Origin of the sequence: Pseudomonas jessenii, assembly GCF_002236115.1 — a bacterium.
Lineage (GTDB): Bacteria > Pseudomonadota > Gammaproteobacteria > Pseudomonadales > Pseudomonadaceae > Aquipseudomonas > Aquipseudomonas jessenii.
Window position 1 is genome coordinate 71,824 of record NZ_NIWT01000003.1, and the last position, 16,832, is coordinate 88,655.

At 60.3% G+C, this 16,832-nt stretch carries 14 protein-coding genes; 6 read left to right on the forward strand and 8 right to left on the reverse strand.

All coding sequences use genetic code 11. The annotated features are described in order from the left end of the window. The first annotated feature begins 39 nt into the window (after positions 1–39). Positions 40–2,985 (forward strand): HD domain-containing phosphohydrolase, encoded by a 2,946-nt coding sequence (locus PSJE_RS09430; RefSeq protein ID WP_090457055.1) that lies wholly within the window; start codon positions 40–42, stop codon positions 2,983–2,985. Here PSJE_RS09430 and PSJE_RS09435 read toward each other — a convergent pair whose 3' ends face one another. Continuing rightward, the gene (locus PSJE_RS09435; protein ID WP_057713828.1) at positions 2,986–3,468 is read right to left on the reverse strand and encodes a GAF domain-containing protein; all 483 of its coding nucleotides are present in this window, start codon (positions 3,466–3,468) and stop codon (positions 2,986–2,988) included. It abuts the gene before it with no gap. Continuing rightward, positions 3,465–4,355, reverse strand: a complete 891-nt coding sequence (locus PSJE_RS09440; RefSeq protein ID WP_057713827.1) for an ATP-binding protein — start codon at positions 4,353–4,355, stop codon at positions 3,465–3,467. The genes PSJE_RS09435 and PSJE_RS09440 overlap by 4 nt, the downstream gene beginning before the upstream one ends. Before the next feature lie 123 nt (positions 4,356–4,478). Here PSJE_RS09440 and PSJE_RS09445 point away from each other — a divergent pair, with 123 nt between their 5' ends. Further along, positions 4,479–6,842, forward strand: coding sequence for a hybrid sensor histidine kinase/response regulator (locus PSJE_RS09445; protein WP_090457057.1), 2,364 nt, complete (start codon positions 4,479–4,481; stop codon positions 6,840–6,842). On the opposite strand, the gene PSJE_RS09450 is transcribed toward PSJE_RS09445, so the two are convergent. The 3 genes from PSJE_RS09450 to msrB all read right to left on the reverse strand — a co-directional run bounded on the left by PSJE_RS09450 (position 6,826) and on the right by msrB (position 8,360). After that, a complete protein-coding gene (locus PSJE_RS09450) occupies positions 6,826–7,287 on the reverse strand; it encodes a MarR family winged helix-turn-helix transcriptional regulator (protein WP_057713825.1) in 462 nt (153 codons plus the stop codon). The two genes, PSJE_RS09445 and PSJE_RS09450, sit on opposite strands and share 17 nt — an antisense overlap. Further along, entirely contained in the window at positions 7,284–7,769 is a 486-nt protein-coding gene (locus tag PSJE_RS09455) for a glutathione peroxidase (protein ID WP_056727098.1), read from the reverse strand. Before PSJE_RS09455 ends, PSJE_RS09450 begins: the two co-directional genes overlap by 4 nt. 195 nt (positions 7,770–7,964) lie before the next feature. Then, a complete protein-coding gene (msrB, locus tag PSJE_RS09460; protein WP_057716578.1) occupies positions 7,965–8,360 on the reverse strand; it encodes a peptide-methionine (R)-S-oxide reductase MsrB in 396 nt (131 codons plus the stop codon). Positions 8,361–8,586: 226 nt separating this feature from the next. Here msrB and PSJE_RS09465 point away from each other — a divergent pair, with 226 nt between their 5' ends. Further along, positions 8,587–9,798 (forward strand): pyridoxal phosphate-dependent aminotransferase, encoded by a 1,212-nt coding sequence (locus PSJE_RS09465; protein ID WP_007973513.1) that lies wholly within the window; start codon positions 8,587–8,589, stop codon positions 9,796–9,798. A 316-nt stretch (positions 9,799–10,114) separates the two neighbouring features. Beyond that, positions 10,115–11,005 carry a protease HtpX gene (gene htpX / locus PSJE_RS09470; RefSeq protein ID WP_007973520.1) on the forward strand — a complete coding sequence of 297 codons (891 nt, stop codon included), beginning with the start codon at positions 10,115–10,117 and terminating at the stop codon, positions 11,003–11,005. A 181-nt stretch (positions 11,006–11,186) separates the two neighbouring features. On the opposite strand, the gene PSJE_RS09475 is transcribed toward htpX, so the two are convergent. After that, positions 11,187–11,843: a thiopurine S-methyltransferase gene (locus PSJE_RS09475; protein ID WP_090457059.1), complete on the reverse strand. Its 657-nt coding sequence runs from the start codon at positions 11,841–11,843 to the stop codon at positions 11,187–11,189. Positions 11,844–11,945: 102 nt separating this feature from the next. Here PSJE_RS09475 and PSJE_RS09480 point away from each other — a divergent pair, with 102 nt between their 5' ends. Further along, positions 11,946–12,713: a DODA-type extradiol aromatic ring-opening family dioxygenase gene (locus PSJE_RS09480; protein ID WP_090457061.1), complete on the forward strand. Its 768-nt coding sequence runs from the start codon at positions 11,946–11,948 to the stop codon at positions 12,711–12,713. A gap of 219 nt (positions 12,714–12,932) precedes the next feature. Here the strand turns inward: PSJE_RS09480 and PSJE_RS09485 are convergent, their stop codons facing one another. Continuing rightward, on the reverse strand, positions 12,933–14,606 hold the full coding sequence (locus PSJE_RS09485) for a DEAD/DEAH box helicase (RefSeq protein WP_007973525.1): 1,674 nt from the start codon (positions 14,604–14,606) through the stop codon (positions 12,933–12,935). Positions 14,607–15,029: 423 nt separating this feature from the next. On the opposite strand from PSJE_RS09485, the gene PSJE_RS09495 reads away from it, so the two are divergent. Further along, a complete protein-coding gene (locus PSJE_RS09495; protein ID WP_090457063.1) occupies positions 15,030–15,821 on the forward strand; it encodes a crotonase/enoyl-CoA hydratase family protein in 792 nt (263 codons plus the stop codon). Between the two features lie 106 nt (positions 15,822–15,927). Here PSJE_RS09495 and PSJE_RS09500 read toward each other — a convergent pair whose 3' ends face one another. After that, positions 15,928–16,683 carry a spermidine synthase gene (locus PSJE_RS09500; protein WP_057713821.1) on the reverse strand — a complete coding sequence of 252 codons (756 nt, stop codon included), beginning with the start codon at positions 16,681–16,683 and terminating at the stop codon, positions 15,928–15,930. Between the last annotated feature and the right edge of the window lie 149 nt (positions 16,684–16,832).

Below are 16,832 nucleotides of genomic sequence, written 5' to 3' on the forward strand. Positions count from 1 at the left end.
TCCCTCAGCGGTGTGTTGACCATCATGGAGAAACCCGCAATGCCTGACCCACTGCGCACGGATCCACGCCGGTTTCCGCTGCATGTCCATATCAGCGTGATGTTCACCTTTTTGCTGTTGCTGACCGGGGCGGTGCTGGGGCTTTTCAACTACCGGCAAACCACACAGATCATCTTGTCCAGCAGCGAAAAACTCTTCAACCGCATTGAGCAGGATGTCCGCCTGGACCTGCACGCGACCTATGACCCCATTCGTCATCTGTTGAGCCTGCTGGCACTCAATCCGGCGGGCCAGTCCCCTGATCTGGAACAGCGCCTGGCACTGCTCGAACCGTTCAGCCAGTCACTCGAGGACAACCCCAACCTGGCTTCACTGTACCTGGGCTACGACAATGGTGACTTCTTCATGGTCCGCCCGCTGCGCACCCCGGAGGTCAAAGCCCTGGTCAAGGCTCCGGACACGGCGGTTTTCCAAGTCTGGAGCATCGAGCACGACAGCAGCGGCCAGCCCCACTCCCAGTCGTTGTTTTTCGACCGGAACCTGGCACTTGTCAGCCGTCAGGACAACTTGAACGACACGTACGACCCACGCAACCGCACCTGGTTCACCAGCGCCCGCGGCGACAACGACCAGATCACGACCGAACCCTATATCTTCTTTTCCACCCACAACATCGGCACGACGCTGGCACGACGCAGCGGCGACAAGGCAATCCTGGCCGCCGACCTGACTCTGGCCGAACTCAGCGCGACCCTGGCCAAGCACGTCGTGACCCCCAGTACCGAAATCGTGCTGTTCGATGCCGAAGGCAATGCCATTGCCTACCCCGACAGCCGCAAGCTGATCATCGATGATCAGACGTCCCGGCTGGTCAAGGCGGCGGACCTGAGCCCCGGCCTGGACGCGTTGCTCAACAGTCCCCCTCAGGGCAGTCGCCTGAACGCCAACGGCCGGCAGTGGATCGTGGCCCGCAGCAGCATGCAGGAAGGCGGCCCCCAAGGCCTGCAAATGGCGCTGCTGGTACCGGAAGACGAGTTGCTCGTCGACGCTTACCGGATGCGCTGGCAGGGTGCGCTGATTACCCTGGCAACCTTGCTGTTATGCGTGCCGTTGGGTTGGCTGACATCAAGAATCCTGGTCAAACCCTTGCGCGCCCTGGTGCAGGAGGCCGATGCGATTCGCAGTTTCGATTTCAATTTTCCGCTTTCCCGTCGCTCGCCGGTGCTCGAAGTCGACCAGTTGAGTGTGTCGATGGCACGAATGAAAGACACCCTGGCGAGCTTCTTCCAGATCACTGACAGCCTCAGCGCCGAAACCCGTTTCGCCCCGCTGCTGGAACGGGTGTTGTTTGAAACCGTGAAAATCGGCCAGGCCCAGGCCGGCCTGATCTATCTGCGCGAAGGTGATGGCCAGCACATGAAACCCCACGGGCTGGTCATCAATAACACCGCCGAAAACCTGCAAGACTTCGACATCCGCGGACACTCGCTCGAGAACCCGCAAAGCCCCCCATGGCTGCACCAGTTGGCCAACGTCGACAATGTCGTCAGCAACCTGGGGTTCGAGCAGGCGGGTGATCTGCAGAAAATCCTGCTCGCGCTGGAAAGTCCTCGGGTCCATCTGATCGGGATCCGCCTGCACAATCGCCACAACGAAACCGTGGGTCTGCTGGTGTTGCTCTTGGCCGACAGCGGCGAGCAGAGCGATCTGGACAAGCTGCGGCCGGACCGCATTGCGTTTCTCCAGGCGGTGTCCGGCGCGGCTGCCGTGTGCATCGAAAGCCAGCGCCTGCAAGCCCGGCAAAAACAGCTGCTGGACGCCTTCATTCAACTGCTGGCCGGCGCCATCGACGCCAAAAGCCCCTACACCGGCGGCCATTGCCAGCGCGTGCCGGAACTGACCCTGATGCTCGCCCAAGCGGCGGCAGCGAGCCAGGAGCCCGCCTTCAGCGCCTATCAGCCGACCGAAGATGAATGGGAGGCACTGCACATCGCCGCCTGGCTGCACGATTGCGGCAAGGTCACCACCCCGGAATATGTCGTCGACAAAGCCACGAAGCTGGAAACCCTGACCGATCGTATCCACGAAATCCGTACCCGCTTCGAGGTACTCAAGTGCGATGCCTGGATCAGCTACTGGCGGGGCATTGCCCTGGGCGGTGACGAGCAACCGTTGGCGGAACTGCGCAATGCCAGCCTGGCCGGGCTCGATGACGATTTCGCCTTCGTTGCCCGCTGCAATCTCGGCGGCGAAGCCATGGCCGACGCTGACCTGCAACGCCTGCGCCGCCTGGCTGAACGAACCTGGACCCGGACCCTGGATGACCGGCTGGGCGTGTCCTGGGAAGAAAACCGGCGTCAGGCCCGAACGCCCGCCCCCAACCTGCCCGTCAGCGAACCGTTACTGGCGGACAAACCCGAGCACCTGTTCGAACGCAGCGAAAACGAAGTGATACCGCAAGACAATCCCCTGGGCTTCAAGCTCGACGTTCCGCCCCACAAATACAACCGGGGCGAGTTGTACAACCTGAGCATTGTCCGGGGCACCCTGACGAGCGAGGAGCGTTATGTCATCAATAACCACATCGTTCAGACGATTCTGATGCTCAACCATCTGCCGTTCCCCGAGCACTTGCGCAGCGTCGCGGAAATAGCCGGCGGGCACCACGAAAAAATGGACGGCACCGGGTATCCGAAACGCTTGAAGCGAAAAGAAATGAGCCTGCCGGCGCGGATGATGGCGATTGCCGATATTTTCGAAGCGTTGACGGCCGCCGACCGCCCCTACAAAAAAGCCAAGACCTTGAGCGAGGCGCTGGGCATCATGGCGTTCATGTGCCGTGATGCCCACATCGACCCGGAGCTGTTCGGGCTGTTCATCAAGGCACAGATCTATTTGCAGTACGCCAGGCGCTTCCTCGACCCCGAGCAGATCGATGCGGTGGACGCGCCGGGCCTGCTGACCAAGGCCGGCCTGGCGTCTTGATCAGCAGTCGGTCAGGCGCAGGAAAATCGCCGCCAGCTGTTCGATTCCAGCCTGGTCCTGCGCGGTGAAACGCGCGAGTTTTGGACTGTCGAGGTCGAGCACACCGATCAATCGGCCGTCCTTGACCAACGGCACCACCAGTTCGCTGTTCGAGGCGCTGTCGCAGGCAATATGACCGGGAAACGCGTGCACATCTTCGACTCGTTGAGTCTGCAGGGTGGCTGCCGCCGCCCCGCAAACGCCACGACCGAACGGAATCCGCACGCAAGCGATCTGCCCCTGAAACGGGCCCAGCACCAGTTCTTCATTACGGTTGAGGTAGAAACCGGCCCAGTTCAAATCATCGAGTTGATTGAACAGAAACGCCGAGAACTGTGCGGCATTGGCGATGAAATCCCGCTCGTCCGCCAGCAATGATTCCAGCTGCGCGTGTAGCATGCCGTAGCCTTCGAGGCCCTGGCCGCTCTTTTGTAAATCGATCATGCCTTGTGCTCCAACAGTTTCAGCCCGACCCAGTAACGGGCAAATTGATAGGCGCAACGCCCATTGCGGTTGCCTCGGCCGGTGGCCCAGCGTACCGCCAGAATGTCCAGCTCTTCGGTGCGCTGCCACGCCAGTCCGGCCTTGCCGGCCAACTGGCCGATCCAGTGCTCGACGACGTCGAGGAAGTGTTCCTGGGTAAACGGATAGAACGACAACCACAGGCCGAAGCGGTCCGACAGTGCGATCTTGTCTTCCACTGCCTCGCTCGGATGCAGTTCGCCGTCGACCCGTTTCCAGTTTTCGTTGTCACTTTCCTTTTCCGGCACCAGGTGGCGACGGTTGGACGTGGCGTACAACAAAACGTTGTCCGGCGCCTGTTCCAGGGAGCCATCAAGGACGCTCTTGAGCACTCGGTAATCCCCCTCGCCCGACTCGAACGAGAGATCATCGCAAAACAGCACGAAACGCTGGGGCAGTTTGCCGATCTGTTCGACCACCCGCGGCAGGTCTGCCAGGTGATCACGTTCAATCTCGATCAAGCGCAAACCGGCGTGAGCGTGTTCGGCCAACAAGGCGCGCACCAGCGACGACTTGCCGGTGCCGCGCGAGCCCCAGAGCAAGGCATGGTTGGCTGGCATGCCGTCAAGGAATTGCCGGGTATTGCGCCCAAGCTGCTCGACTTGCCGGTCGACGCCGATCAGGTCCGACAAACGCATGTCGAGGCTGACCTCCAGCGGCATCAGATAACCGCCGCGCGACTCACGCTGCCAGCGCGCGGCCAGGCATTGCGTCCAGTCGATGGCTGGCCGTGGCGCCGGCAGCAACGGCTCGATACGGGCCAGAACGGCATCGGCGCGTTCAAGAAAAGCATTCAATCGGGAATCCACGACTTCTCCTCGGGCACGTTCACAGTAATGATGGTGATACAGCGACGAAACACAGCGTCACACAAGCGGCTACCCCCGCGGTACAGCCCTCGCGAGAACATCAGCAGGCAGGCATGATCGACTATGCTTGAGCAGCGAAAGGAAACGGAAGTGGTTCACCCCCCCATGGACATCAAATTCACCAACCGGCTGTCATTCAAGCAAGCCCGGCTTACCGTGCTGGTCGGTTTCATTCTGGGCACGCTGCTCAGCCTGCTGCAAATAGGCATCGATTATGCCAGTGAAGACGCCTCCATCAATCGTGAAATCCTTTCATTGCTGGAAATCAGCCACAACCCGGCCTCACGAATCGCCTACAACATCGACGCCGAACTCGCCAAGGAACTGACCCTGGGCCTGCTGCGCTCGCCAGCGATCATTAGCGCAAAGCTGATCGACAACAACGGCACCGTGCTGGCCAACGTCAAGCGACCCGGTGTGGAAAACGGTTACCGGATGCTCAGTGACTTCCTGTTCGGCGCCAGCCGACAGTTCGAAGACCGGCTTTACCTGGATAATTTACCCAACGAATCCCTGGGTACGCTACGGCTGAAAGTCGATACTTACTCCTTCGGCAACCGGTTCCTGCGCCGGGCCGAAGTGACCCTGCTCAATGGCTTCGCCCGCAGCCTGCTGCTGTCCGGCATCCTGCTGGCGCTGTTCTATGTGATGCTGACCAAACCCCTGGTGCGGGTCATCCGTGAACTCAGCGGTCGCGACCCGAGCAGCACCGAGGCGACCTCGCTGGAGTGTCCCGCCGGGCACGCCAACGATGAGATCGGCGTGCTGGTCAAGGCTGCCAACCAGCAATTCAGGAACATCGCCACCGAAATCCAGCAGCGGCGCAATGCGGAAAACCGCCTGACCGAATATCTTGGCCAACTGGAAAACATCGTCTCGGCCCGCACTGCCGAACTCAAGGCGATCAACGACCGGCTGAGCCAATCCAACGAGGAACTGGAAGCCGCCCGCAGCACAGCACTGGACATGGCCGAAGCCCGCTCGGTGTTCCTGGCCAACATGAGCCATGAAATCCGCACGCCCCTCAATGGCTTGCTCGGGATGATCGCGCTATCCCTCGACGGACCGCTCAATGCCGAACAACAGCAGCAACTGTCGATCGCCCATGACTCGGGTAAAGTGCTGGTGGAATTGCTCAACGATATTCTCGATTTGTCGAAGTTCGATGCCGGCCAACTCGAACTCGAACACATCCCCTTCGACCTGGGCTCGCTGATCGAAGACACCGCCAACCTGTTGTCGCAGAACGCCGCCCCCAGCGTCGAACTGACCTGCCTGATCGATCCGCATTTCCCGGCACTGGTGCTCGGCGATCCGACCCGGGTGCGGCAGATCGTCAGTAACCTGCTGTCCAACGCCCTCAAGTTCACCCGTTTCGGGCGGGTCGACGTGCGCCTGTCGACGTTCGGGGATGGCGTCAGGATCGAAGTCTGCGACACCGGCATCGGCATCCCTCAGGAGGCCCAGGTCAAGATCCTCCAGCCTTTCACCCAGGCCGGTGCCGGTATTACCCGTCAATTTGGCGGCACCGGGCTGGGCCTGGCCCTGACCTATAACCTTTGCGAAGCCATGCAGGGGCGCCTGACCATCAGCTCCGAGGCGGGTTTTGGCAGCCAGTTCTGCGCGGAGTTGCCATTGCCCAGCCATACCCGTGCAATGCCAGCTGTTTCACTCAGGGGCAAAGTCATTGCCATCACGGCCGCCAGCAGCGGACTGGGGGAACTGTTGAACAGCCTGTTGCCTGTCTGGGGGCTGGACTATGAACGGCGTTCCATGGATGACCCATTGCTTGGCCTGGCGGCCGACGTGCTCATCACCGACTGCCCCGAATGCCTGTTCAGTTTGCGCCCCACCCTCAGCGCGCCAATCCTGCTGATCACCGCGTATGGCAACTTCATGCCCAGCGAAGAGGTCAACGCACTCGCCCCCTTGCAACAGCAGGCCCGCCCTTTGGCCCGCAGTATGCTACTTCAAACGTTGCGCAGGATCCTGCAACCGCAAACCCATCCGGTCAACGAGGCTCGACTCGACACACAATGCCCGCAACGCCGCGGGCGCGTGCTGTTAGTGGAAGACAACCCGGTCAACCAGTTGGTGGCCAAGGGCATGCTCGGCAAACTCGGCTGCGAGGTCACCACCGCCGCTCATGGTGGCGAGGCACTGGATCAACTCGAGCAACGGGATTTCGACCTGGTGCTGATGGACTGCAACATGCCGGTAATGGACGGCTATGAAGCCAGCCGGCAAATCCGCCGCAGCGGACGCTGGCCCCAACTGCCCATCGTTGCCCTGACGGCCAACGCCATGTCGGAGGAGCGTGAACGCTGTCGTGCCGCGGGCATGAGCGACTACCTGGCCAAACCCTTCCGGCGCGAAGAACTGGCCGCCCTGCTGGACCTGTGGATCCCCGCTATGACAGCGCCTTGATCTGCCCCAACAGGTGATCGAGGCCATCGCGCAATTCGTTGAGTCGATTCAGATCGACCCCGCTGTCGCACAACAGGCGCGCCTTGAGTGGCCCAACCTGTTCGCGCAAGGCCGTGCCGGCTGGCGACAGGCTCAGGTGCACTTCACGTTCATCGCGCGCCGAACGCTGACGCTGCACCAGTTGCAGTTGTTCCAGGCGCTTGAGCAAGGGTGTCAGCGTGCCGGAATCCAGAGCCAAACGCTCGCCCAATGCCTTGACGGTCGGTTGCTCCGGGGTCGCTTCCTGCCACTCCCATAAAACCAGCATCGCCAGGTACTGAGGGTAAGTCAGGCCCAACTGATCGAGCATTGGCTTGTAGCCGCGAATCACCGCCCGGGATGCCGCGTACAGCTTGAAGCACAACTGGCTGTCGAGCTTCAGGGAATCGACTGACAAGGTGTTCATTTGAGCAGGGCTTCGATCTCGCGGGTCAGGTCCTGCGGCTTGGTCGCCGGAGCGAAGCGCTTGACCAGTTGCCCGTCCTTGCCGATCAGGAACTTGGTGAAGTTCCACTTGATGCCCTGGGAACCCAGCACCCCCGGTGCGCGCTTTTTCAATTGCACGAACAGCGGATGGGCATCGGCACCATTGACGTCGATCTTTTTGAACAGCGGGAAGCTGACACCGAAGTTCAGCTCGCAGAACTCGGAGATCGCCCCTTCATTGCCCGGCTCTTGCTTGCCGAACTGGTTGCAGGGAAAGCCGAGCACCACCAGGCCTTGGTCCTTGTAGGTCTGCCACAGCTCTTCCAGGCCTTTGTACTGCGGAGTGAAACCGCACTTGCTGGCCGTGTTGACCACCAACACGGCTTTGCCGGCGAAATCCGCCAGAGTCTTTTGCTCACCCTTGATCGTGGTGCAAGGAATGCTCAGCAGGTTGTCGCTCATGTTTGAGGTTCCGATTGAATGGAAGAGATAACAAAATAGCGAGCAATTGAATTGCGTGCAATTTAAATTATCGAACGCCAATCCACTGTAGGAGCGAGCTTGCTCGCGATGGACCAGAGAACAACTCGGGGCACCAGGCTTCCCGCGTTATCGTTGACGACCATCGCAAGCAGGCTCGCTCCTACAGGGCTCGCATTACACGCGCGGCACGAGGTCCAGGCACACTGAATTGATGCAGTAACGCAGGCCCGTTGGCGGCGGGCCGTCGGGAAAAACGTGCCCCAGGTGCGCGTCGCATTTGGCGCAGACCACTTCGGTGCGGATCATGCCGTGGCTGACATCACGGATTTCGGTCATGGCGCTGTCGCCGATCGGCGCGTAGAAGCTCGGCCAGCCGCAACCCGAGTCGAACTTGGTTTTGGAGTCGAACAGCGGCTCGTTACAGCAGATGCAGTGGTAGATACCGTCGGTCTTGGTGGCGTTGTACTTGCCGGAAAACGGTCGTTCGGTGCCTTTGAGGCGGCACACGTTGTACTGCTCCGGGTCGAGCATCGCCTTCCATTCTTCCAGGGTTTTTTCCAACTTTTCCATCATCACACCTCAGCGGCTGAAAAAGCCCGATCTGTACCTTTTCCACGGATCGGGCGGCACGTATGATTGCGCCTCGTCAAACGCCAGTCTGGCAGCCAGACCACGCGCATTCAAACGGAAATATGGGTGCTGCATCTCAAGGCGTCAGGCCTGTGTGAATACGCAGGATTCCCAGCACGGTTGCCCAAACGCCGTCTGGATCGTTCATTTTCGGGAACACATCGCCATGCAGGTCAGCAAATCGAACAAGCTCGCCAACGTCTGCTACGACATTCGCGGCCCGGTGCTCAAGCACGCCAAGCGCCTGGAAGAGGAAGGCCATCGCATCCTCAAGCTGAACATCGGCAACCCGGCGCCCTTTGGTTTCGAAGCACCGGATGAAATCCTCCAGGACGTAATCCGCAACCTGCCGACCGCCCAGGGCTACAGCGATTCCAAGGGCCTGTTCAGTGCGCGCAAGGCCGTCATGCAGTACTACCAGCAAAAGCAGGTGGAAGGCGTCGGCATTGAAGACATCTACCTGGGCAACGGCGTTTCCGAACTGATCGTGATGTCGATGCAGGCCCTGCTCAACAACGGCGACGAAGTGCTGGTGCCAGCGCCGGACTATCCGTTGTGGACCGCAGCGGTGAGCCTATCGGGCGGTAACCCGGTGCATTACCTGTGCGACGAGCAAGCCAACTGGTGGCCAGACCTGGCCGACATCAAGGCCAAGATCACCCCGAACACGAAAGCCCTGGTGATCATCAACCCGAACAACCCGACCGGCGCTGTGTACTCCAAAGAAGTCCTGCTGGGCATGCTGGAACTGGCTCGCCAGCACAATCTGGTGGTGTTCTCCGACGAGATCTACGACAAGATCCTCTACGATGACGCCGTGCACATCTGCACCGCCTCCCTGGCGCCGGACCTGCTCTGCCTGACCTTCAACGGCCTGTCCAAGTCCTATCGCGTGGCCGGTTTCCGTTCCGGCTGGATCGCCATCTCCGGCCCGAAACACCACGCCCAGAGCTACATCGAAGGCATCGACATGCTGGCCAACATGCGCCTGTGTGCCAACGTGCCGAGCCAGCATGCGATCCAGACCGCCCTGGGTGGCTATCAGAGCATCAATGACCTGGTGCTGCCCCAGGGCCGCCTGCTGGAGCAACGCAACCGCACCTGGGAGTTGCTCAACGACATTCCGGGCGTGAGCTGCGTCAAGCCGATGGGGGCGCTGTATGCATTCCCGCGGATCGACCCCAAGGTCTGCCCGATCCATAACGACGAAAAGTTCGTCCTCGACCTGCTGCTCTCCGAGAAGCTGCTGGTGGTTCAAGGCACCGCTTTCAACTGGCCATGGCCAGACCACTTCCGCGTCGTGACCCTGCCCCGTGTCGATGACCTGGAGATGGCCATCGGACGCATTGGCGGCTTCCTCAAGTCCTACCGCCAGTAAGCGATCTGTCACCGTGCGACGTTCCCGAACGTCGCACAGTGATTCATCCGGCAACATTTGTTTGCATTGCGCCACTGACAGTCGCCTTGACCGCTGCCGGATCGCGCCTTGCCTGCTCGCGCCTAACAAAGGCGGGGCCTTCGACATGAATTGACTGACAAACACTTCCCGCATACTTGTCGGAAATACCCTGCAAGCAGCTAGACTGTTGCCGTAGGACACAGTTTGAAATAGTCACCCGGTTGAATACCCCGGTGCAGCACCTTATATACCCCGCAGTACGCCACATCTTTAGCATGAGGAGATTTCTACAACCATGATGCGCATCCTGCTGTTCTTGGCCACTAACCTGGCGGTCGTGCTGATTGCCAGCATCACCCTGAGCCTTTTCGGCTTCAACGGGTTCATGGCGGCCAATGGGGTTGACCTTAACCTCAATCAGCTGCTGATCTTCTGTGCGGTCTTTGGTTTCGCAGGTTCGCTGTTCTCGCTGTTCATCTCCAAGTGGATGGCGAAGATGAGCACCAGCACCCAGATCATCACCCAGCCACGCACCCGTCACGAGCAATGGCTGCTGCAAACCGTCGAGCAACTGTCTCGCGAAGCCGGGATCAAGATGCCCGAAGTCGGTATCTTCCCGGCCTACGAGGCGAACGCCTTCGCCACCGGCTGGAACAAGAACGACGCATTGGTCGCGGTCAGCCAGGGATTGCTCGAGCGCTTCTCGCCGGATGAAGTGAAAGCCGTCCTGGCCCACGAAATCGGTCACGTGGCCAATGGCGACATGGTCACCCTGGCGTTGATCCAGGGCGTGGTGAACACCTTCGTGATGTTCTTCGCACGGATCATCGGCAATTTCGTCGACAAGGTGATCTTCAAGAACGAAGAAGGCCAGGGTATTGCCTACTACGTGGCGACCATCTTCGCCGAACTGGTTCTGGGCATCCTGGCCAGCGCCATCGTCATGTGGTTCTCGCGCAAGCGTGAATTCCGTGCCGACGAAGCCGGTGCAAACCTGGCCGGCACCGCCGCGATGATTGGCGCCCTGCAACGCCTGCGGGCGGAACAAGGGCTGCCGGTGCACATGCCCGACACCCTGAACGCCTTTGGCATCAACGGTGGTATCAAGCAAGGCTTCGCTCGCATGTTCATGAGCCACCCGCCGCTGGAAGAGCGCATCGACGCTCTGGCTCGTCGTCGGGGCTGATACACTCCACAGCAAAGCAAAAGGCCCGCAGCGATGCGGGCCTTTTTTTGTCTGCAGATTGCCGCGGTGCTCATTCTGGCCTCATCGCGAGCAGGCTCGCTCCCACACAGGTTCTGAGTCGCACACAAATTCCCTGTGGGAGCGAGCTTGCTCGCGATGAGGCCAGTACAGCCAGCCACTATTACCGACTGGAAACCCGATAAACCCGCTCCTCAAGCCGCGTGACACCCGCCTCCAGGAATTTCCCGCTCTCGCTCAACACATCCTGATCTTCCAGGATCTTCAGCGCCCATGAGTCCCCGAACAACCGCCGCACCTCATCATCGAGCACAGCAAACGGCGGGCCGGGCATTTGCGCCTGGTCATAGTCCAGGGTAATCAGCAGGCCATGGGACTCCTTCGGCAATATCCGCTTCAAATGGGCGGCGTAGCGCTCTCGCATTTCCGCCGGCAGCGCGATCAACGCCGCGCGATCATAAAGCGCGGAGCAGTCGGCCACATCGCCTGCCGTCAGCTCGAAGAAATCGCCGCACCACAGCTCAATGGAACCTGCCCGATAAACCTTGAACGGCCCCTGCTCACTGATGGCCGGATCAAAGCCATGTTCGCTGAAAAACTCCTCGATGGCTTTTTCCGACAGTTCGACCCCCAAGACCTCATGGCCTTGATGGGCGAGCCATAGCAAATCCAGGCTTTTTCCACATAACGGCACCAACACGCGTGTGCCTTCTTCAAGGCTTAACGCCGGCCAGAACCGCTTCAGATGAGGGTTCACCTGCGGCAGATGAAAGCCGATCTGGTTCGCCGCCCATTTCTTGTGCCAAAACTCCGGCTGCATAAATAACCCCGAAAATTCGATCAAAACACTCTAAAACTTATATTAGATTTAGATTAATGATCTGACTGAAGATGTTGCATCTTAACTCTCAGGAGCTCATTCATGTTCCCCAGCCTGTACATATCCCACGGCTCCCCCATGCTCGCTCTGGAACCCGGCGCCAGCGGGCCGGCACTTGCCCGCCTGGCCGTCGAGATACCGAAGCCCAAGGCCATCGTGATTGTTTCCGCGCACTGGGAAAGCAATGAGCTGCTGGTCAGCGGCAATCCACAACCGGAAACCTGGCATGATTTCGGCGGTTTTCCCAAAGCCCTGTTCGAACTCCAGTACCCGGCTCCCGGCGACCCACGACTCGCCGCCGAGGTTGCCGAACTATTGAAAACCGCTGGCTTTGCTGCACGTATCGACAGCAATCGGCCTTTCGACCATGGCGTCTGGGTGCCTTTATCGCTGATGTATCCGCAGGCAGACATCCCGATTGTCCAGGTCTCATTGCCCACCCGTGGCGGTCCCGCCCTGCAGACCCGTGTTGGCCACGCGCTGGCCAGCCTGCGCGAGCATGGCGTCCTGCTGATCGGCTCCGGCAGCATCACTCACAACCTGCGGGAACTGGACTGGCATGCCGGCCCCGAGAGCGTTGAGCCTTGGGCCCTGGCGTTTCGCGACTGGATGATCGACAAACTCGCAGCGAACGACGAAGCCGCGCTGCATGACTATCGTGTGCAGGCACCAAACGCTGTACGCAATCATCCGAGTGATGAGCACTTGTTGCCGCTGTACTTTGCCCGCGCCGCTGGCGGGCAGTTCAGCGTCGCTCACCAAGGGTTCACCATGGGTGCGCTGGGCATGGATATTTACCGCTTCGGCTGACAGACAGACCGCGTCGCGGCCTTCGTCGGAACGCCGCCCGGAGCAAGCCCGCCCCCACATTTGATCGCATTCTTTCTGAAGTAACGCGGTCGTCTGTGGGAGCGGGCTTGCTCGCGAAGGGGGCACCGCCACTCTTCAGCCGGGCTTGAACTGCAGGCAAAAAAAATCCCCGAACCAGTCGGGGATTTTTTATGTTCGATCAATCAGCCCGAGAGCGGATCAATCTTCGCGGTAGCGACGCAGCTTCAACTGCTTACCGGCAACGCGAGTGTCCTTCAGCTTGGTCAGCAACTTCTCCAGACCATCTTCCGGCAGCTCGACGAGGCTGAAGCTGTCACGCACCTGGATGCGACCGATCGCTTCACGCGCCAGGCCACCTTCGTTGAGGATGGCGCCCAGCAGGTTCTTGGCGGCGATACCGTCACGCGCGCCCAGCGCGGTGCGGCAACGTGCACGGCCTTCGCCCAGTGGCATCGGAGCGCGACGCTCGCGGTCACCACGCTCAGGACGATCACCGGAACGCTCTGGACGATCGCCACGCGGTGCATTGTTCGGCACCAGTGGACGCTCTTTCTCGATAGCGGCCAGGTTCAGCGCTTGACCGTTGGTAGCCTTGCGCAGCAGGGCTGCGGCCAGGGCGCGCGGGCTGCAACCGATGTCGGCGGTCAGGCGATCGAGCAGATCACCGTGGGTCGATTCGGCTTCAGCCACCAGCGGCGACAGGCTGTTGGTCAGCTTCTTGATGCGCGCATCCAGAACGGCTTGAGCGTCCGGCAGGCGAACTTCAGCAACCTTTTGACCGGTTACACGCTCGATCACTTGCAGCATGCGGCGCTCACGTGGAGTCACCAGCAGCAGTGCACGACCTTCGCGACCGGCACGGCCGGTACGGCCGATACGGTGAACGTAGGACTCTGGATCGTACGGCATGTCAACGTTGAACACGTGAGTGATGCGCGGAACGTCCAGGCCACGAGCGGCAACGTCGGTCGCCACAACGATGTCCAGACGGCCATCCTTGAGGGAGTCGATCACGCGCTCACGCTGGTTCTGGGCGATGTCACCGTTCAGCGCAGCGGCTTTGTAGCCTTTGGCTTCCAGGGCACTGGCCAGGTCCAGGGTCGCTTGCTTGGTGCGCACGAACATGATCAGGGCGTCGAAATCTTCCACTTCCAGCAAGCTGAGAACGGCCGAAGTCTTCTGGTCAGCGTGAACCAGCAGGTGAGCCTGCTCGATCGCGGTAACGGTCTGGGTCTTGCTCTGAATCTTGACGTGCTTCGGATCGCGCAGGTGGCGTTCGGCGATGGCACGGATCGATTGAGGCAAGGTGGCCGAGAACAGTACGGTCTGACGGGTTTCCGGCATGGCCTTGAAGATGACTTCCAGGTCGTCCATGAAGCCCAGCTTGAGCATTTCGTCGGCTTCGTCGAGAACCAGGTGGTTCACGGTCGCCAGTACTTTTTCGTCGCGACGCAGGTGGTCGCACAGACGGCCCGGAGTGGCGACAACGATTTGTGCGCCATTACGGATTGCTTTCAGTTGTGGGCCCATCGGCGCGCCGCCGTAGACAGCCACAACAGTCACGCCCGGCATTTGCTTGGCGTAGGTTTCGAAAGCGGTTGCAACTTGTAGCGCCAACTCACGAGTTGGGGCCAGGATCAGAGCTTGCGGCTCGCGCTTGGACGGATCAATGCGGTGCAGAATTGGCAGGGCAAAGGCAGCGGTTTTACCGGTACCGGTTTGCGCCTGACCAATCATATCGTGACCGGCGAGAATGATCGGGATCGACTGCTGCTGAATGGCCGAAGGCTCTTCATAGCCGGTAGCGACTACTGCAGCGACAATATTTGGATGAAGTTCAAGAGCGGCGAAGCCGCCGATTTCCTGGGTCATGGGTCTGCCTCTAAGTGCATCCGCAAAGACCCATGCTCCAAAGCTGCACATGCCGTGTTGAGACTCAAGAGTCGCCCTGGCAGCTTTGTCGGCGGGGATTTGCGAAAACGAATGAATGAAAAGAATCGTCAAGGAAGAGTCCGCTGGGCGGACGTGCAGCCGAAGCTGGCTTCGGGGAATTGCGCTACCTAAACGCGGCCCGGTTAAAGGCCGGCGCGCACTATACCGGAATTCGCCCAAAAAGGGAGCTTTTTTTATCGGAAATCCACCGGATACACCGTTGTGTAACAGGCTTTGCGAATAATCGGTCAGCCGTCTATTTTTCAAAGGCCCGGCCTTGCGGGTGATGGCGCTAAAACGGTTCACCCTTTACCGTGCAGACCGCCGGTCTGGCACGCCTTTCCCACCCCCGAGGAACGCTCCATGAATCAGCCCAGCTCCAGTCGAGTCAGCCGCGAACGGCATGGTCATGTGTTCCTGATAGGTCTGGATCGGGTGGCCAAGCGCAATGCCTTCGATCTCGACCTGCTCAACGCGTTGAGCCTGGCCTATGGCGAGTTCGAAGCCGACAGCGAGGCGCGGGTGGCGGTGGTGTTCGCTCATGGCGAACACTTCACCGCCGGGCTCGACCTGGTCAATGCCAGCGTCACACTGACAGATGGCTGGCAGGTTCCACCCGGCGGCTGTGATCCGTGGGCGGTGTTCGCAGGTCCCAGGGTCAGCAAACCGGTAATCGTCGCCGCCCAGGGCTATTGCCTGACCATCGGCATCGAGTTGATGCTGGCCGCCGACATCAACCTGTGCGCCAGCAACACCCGGTTCGCGCAGATGGAAGTGCAACGCGGAATCTTCCCGTTCGGCGGTGCGACCCTGCGCCTGCATCAAGTGGCCGGCTGGGGCAATGCCATGCGCTGGTTGTTGACCGGTGATGAATTCGACGCCCGTGATGCCTTGCACCTGGGTCTGGTGCAGGAGGTCATGGCCAGTGAGGACTTGCTGCCCCGGGCGATTGAACTGGCCGAACGGATCGCCCGTCAGGCACCGCTTGGGGTGCAGGCGACGCTGATGTCTGCGCGACAGGCCCGGTATGAAGGGGAAACCGCGGCGGCACAGGCGTTGCCGCAGCTAGTCAAGAAGTTGATGGCTACCGAGGACGTCAAGGAAGGTGTGCGGTCGATGGTGGAGCGGCGGCCGGGCGTGTTCAAAGGGGTTTAGCCTTGTATTGCCAGTAAGAAAGCTATCGCGAGCAAGCTCGCTCCCACAGGGGATCGCGGTCAAATGTGGGAGCGAGCCTGCTCGCGATAGGGCCATCACTGACAACTCAGGTAGCCGGACGAATGCACTTGATCAACGAATCCAGCGAGTACCCCAACCGCGGCGCCAGCGCTTCGGCGCGGGCGATCAGGCCGTCCATGTCCAGTTCCTGGTCCAGCTCCGACGGCACGATCAGAATCACGTTGCCCTCCTTCACCGGCAGCTCCCAGTAATGTCGGTGATACAAACCGCGCAACAAGGCGGCGCCCAGGGGTTTGCCATCGTCGGTCGCCCACTGATTGATGACCAGCCAGCCACCCGGATTCAATCGCTTCTGGCAGTTTTCCAGAAAGCTCCATGCCAGATGACCGACACCCGGACCGACATCGGTATAAAGGTCGACGAAAATCAGGTCGGCCGACTCAGCGGTGTCCAGCAGTTCCAGCGCATCGCCAACGCGGATGTACAGGCGCGGATCGTCATCCAGCCCCAGATATTCAATAGCCAGGCGCGGTACGTCCGGGCGTAGTTCGATGGCTTCGACATCTTCCAGCGGCAGGAACTTGAGGCAGGCCTGGGTCAGCGTCCCGGCGCCGAGGCCGAGAAACAGCGCACTTTCCGGTTGCTGGTGGCACAGCGCACCAATCAGCATCGCCCGGGTGTAGTCGTACTCGAGCCAGCTCGGATCGGCCGTGAACACGCAGCTTTGCTCGATGGCATCACCGAACTCGAGAAAACGGTAATCGGCCACTTCCAGCACACGAATCACGCCGAACTCGTCCTGTACCTCGGCGAGCAGATGCTCGACGCGCTCCTCAGTCATTTCATCTCCTGATCGTCACCGGGGCCGGCAACGCAATAACACCGCGTGTAGAGAGCGGCAAAGGCGAGATTGTCGGCGAAGCGACAGGAACAGGTCACGCACTAATTTGCTGATAACATGGAGGTCCGAGCGAAAACACTAGAGACCGT